Source organism: Fulvivirga aurantia (assembly GCF_009711475.1).
Taxonomy (GTDB): Bacteria; Bacteroidota; Bacteroidia; order Cytophagales; family Cyclobacteriaceae; genus Fulvivirga; species Fulvivirga aurantia.
In genome coordinates this window covers 1-3,270 of the sequence record NZ_SMMD01000492.1, presented here as the reverse complement: position 1 = coordinate 3,270, position 3,270 = coordinate 1, and the positions used below count along the sequence as shown (strand labels likewise).

Genomic DNA, 3,270 nt, shown 5'->3' with positions numbered 1-3,270 from the left:
AATTACTAAAAACCCCAATTTTATTGACCTATTTGACATGGTGTCAGAAATGCAATAAGTCTAGGATAGATCCCTGCCTGCGCAGGGATGACGCTTGAGGCTATAACCGATGTTTCACTTATTACTCTTACATCCCTCTTTAACCCTTTGTCCCCCTAAGACGAACCAAACATCAAGCAATACTGATAAAGAATTGTACAATCACTATGCAATGGAGCCGTCATTCCTGAAGAAGCGCAACAGAAACCTTTCCAAGTCCGTCATTCCTGATGCAGCGCAGCGTAAGTCAAGAATCTCGCTTTTTCTTACTCAATTAGAGATCCCTGCCTATGCAGGGATGACGCTCGAGGTTTTAAACAAAATCCAGCTCATGTAGCTAATTTTGCATATCAAAACAGTCTCTGGTCCATTTCTTAACATTAGCATAAACTAATATTCACACCTAAAACTCGCACAAACTAAACTGAGCTGCTACATTCACGTTGTAATACCAAAACATACAACTCTCTCATAGTGGCTAAAAGAAAAAAGTTTAAAAAAGGCCTGATTTCCACAAGAAGGTTTGTTCTCATTTTACTACTTCTCGAACGGGAAAAGAGGTTTTTGCTCTTTATCGGTATCGCTTTTTTTCTTACAGGCATTTTCTTTCCATACCCACAAATCGCTATGTGGCTCGGTTTCGGACTAGCTGCTTACTCAGCAGTGGCCAATGACAGCATACAAACGATAGGCACCTTCATAGCCTCAAATAGTGACAAAAAGTGGTGGGTCCTGTGGATGTTTGTAGGCTTAATTTTTCTAGCCACAGTTTCTTATAGCTGGATTGTTTTTGACGGAGACGTATCATTTCAGCGTTTATCTTCCAAAGGTTTTGGAGAAGCACCATCTGAGTTTGCCTTTTTACAAATAGCTGCACCATTATTTCTTCTCATACTCACCAGGCTAAAAATGCCTGTATCAACCACATTCTTATTACTAAGTTCTTTTACAACAAGTACTCAAGGGCTCACGGGTGTATTACAAAAAAGTGTTTCTGGTTACATAATAGCGTTTGTTGTAGCATTTGTAGTGTGGATAGCACTTTATGATTTTCTCAAAAAGCAATTTAAAGGAGAACCAAAAAATTACTGGACGGCTATACAGTGGATAATCAGTGGCTTTTTATGGTCGTTATGGATCATTCAGGACGCGGCAAATATTGCTGTTTTCTTACCCAGAAGTCTTAATCTTATTCAATTCCTGATTTTCAGTGGTACCATATTTTTCGGTCTTGGGCTTATATTTTTTCTAAAAGGCGACAAGATACAGCAGATTGTAGAAGAAAAATCTGAAGTAAAAGATGTACGTCCTGCTACGATTATCGATTTGGTCTATACCTGCATCCTTATAGTGTTTACATGGATAAATACGGTACCTATGAGCACCACTTGGGTATTTATTGGTCTGCTAGGAGGTAGAGAGCTTGCCATAAAGCTGCGAAAGAAAAAAGACCTGAAACGTACCTGGGGGTTAATACGCAAAGACCTTGTCAATGCCTTAATCGGGTTGGCTGTATCCATCATTATTGCCATAGCTGCCAACAAGGAACTTAGCGATCTTGTACTTTCTTACTTTTAGCAAACTTTGGTATTGGTTATAAATTAAAACCTTAGTAGTTTTGCCCCGCTCTCGCGCACGTGGCGGAATTGGTAGACGCGCCAGGTTGAGGGCCTGGTGGCCGTTTTAGGCCGTGGAGGTTCGACTCCTCTCGTGCGCACATAACATCTAAAATCCCTGCAGACTTGTAGGGATTTTTTTTATTCTAAGCATTTGTAGCTTTTAGACCAACCAATCTTAATCCTGGCAATCAACTCTTCACCCTATCGGCATATCTCCTCCCAATAGGTATCTTATGCGACTGTATTGTGATCTCTTTGGCAGTTTGTGATTCTACGAGATGCTTATTAATAATAAATGATTTATGGCAACGCACAAATTGAGGTGGCAAACTACTCTCCAATTGTGTAAGACTGATACGCTGTAATAATCTTTCTTTTTTAGTTTGAAAAGCACAGTAGTTACCATCACTTTCAACAAACAGAAGCCTGTCAGAATCAACAAACAGAGATTTGCTACCATCCTTAATCAGTATTTTACTCTGCTCAGTAGGATCCTTTTTCAAAGCAGTCTTTATAATGCCATAGACTGTTCCCGGGATGTGAAAGAATATGCCGTTGAGTATAAAGCTCCCTGCAATTTCATCAATCACTATTTCTACCTGCAAATCACCATAAAAAAAATAGTAAAAAATCAGATCAGATAGAATCTCCAAAAATGAGAAGAGCAGAAACCAAAGAATTGATTGCGTTAAAAAAACCAGCGGATGGCTATACAGCCATCTCCTCACAAAAACTACCATACCGTAAAAAATTAAGGCATTACAGACTACTCCGGTGAGACTGGGTAAAAGTAAGCTGAGGTTATAGCTGTAAAAAATGCCTACTGTGAGATTTAGTGCTGGCTGATTTATTAGTATTAGACCACCTATCCAGATCAGTAGATGTATGTACATCTCCACCTTGTTCATCTCAGAACGCAGCAGTTTAATCTCACTCCAAATCTTTACGGTAGTTAACATACAAATAATGGTCGTTTGTCACAGATGCTCAACCCATGGCATTTATTGAGCGTCAGAGAGTCAAGTATAATTCAAAAACTCAAATAAATGAAAACATTAATTCTATTCGCTTTCATCATATCAGGTTTTGTAAGCCAGGCACAAATACAAGAAATTTTTGAGCGTGAAGCTCTTTATCAACAATTCAATGGAGTTGTATTAGTAAAAGAAAATGACAGTTTAATTTTTGAAGGTTGTTACCACAGTAAAAATGAGAACTTTTCAACAACCACTGCATTTGATGTTGGGTCTATTACCAAACAATTTACAGCATTAGCCATTCTACAGATGGTTCAACAGCAAAAACTAAATTTAGACGATCCTATAAATTTACACCTTGGTGAATATGGCTCTCAAAGATGGAAGAAAATTAACATTCATCATTTGTTGACACATACAAGCGGAATACCTAGTCTTTTTCAAACAGAACAAGGCCTGGAAATGCTCATGCCAGATCAGGCATCTGTTTCTAAGTCTCAGCTAATAAACCATTTCAAAGAAGCAAAGCTACTATTCAGTCCGGGAGAAGAATTTGGCTACAGCAACTCTGGGTATTTATTACTAGCCATTATAATAGAACACATATCCGGACTGGATTTTGTACAATACCTACA

At 38.5% G+C, this 3,270-nt stretch carries 3 protein-coding genes and 1 tRNA gene; 3 read left to right on the top strand and 1 reads right to left on the bottom strand.

The window, feature by feature from the left end:
- The first annotated feature begins 513 nt into the window (after positions 1 to 513).
- Together E1176_RS03500 and E1176_RS03495 are read left to right on the top strand one after the other, a co-directional pair.
- On the top strand, positions 514 to 1,617 hold the full coding sequence (locus tag E1176_RS03500) for a hypothetical protein (RefSeq protein ID WP_185152599.1): 1,104 nt from the start codon (positions 514 to 516) through the stop codon (positions 1,615 to 1,617).
- Between the two features lie 53 nt (positions 1,618 to 1,670).
- Positions 1,671 to 1,756: transfer RNA gene (locus tag E1176_RS03495), tRNA-Leu, on the top strand.
- Positions 1,757 to 1,846: 90 nt separating this feature from the next.
- On the opposite strand, the gene E1176_RS03490 is transcribed toward E1176_RS03495, so the two are convergent.
- Positions 1,847 to 2,617 carry a LytR/AlgR family response regulator transcription factor gene (locus E1176_RS03490; protein ID WP_155209186.1) on the bottom strand — a complete coding sequence of 257 codons (771 nt, stop codon included), beginning with the start codon at positions 2,615 to 2,617 and terminating at the stop codon, positions 1,847 to 1,849.
- A gap of 87 nt (positions 2,618 to 2,704) precedes the next feature.
- Here E1176_RS03490 and E1176_RS03485 point away from each other — a divergent pair.
- On the top strand, positions 2,705 to 3,270 hold a 566-nt coding region (locus E1176_RS03485; RefSeq protein ID WP_155209185.1), incomplete at its 3' end, for a serine hydrolase domain-containing protein.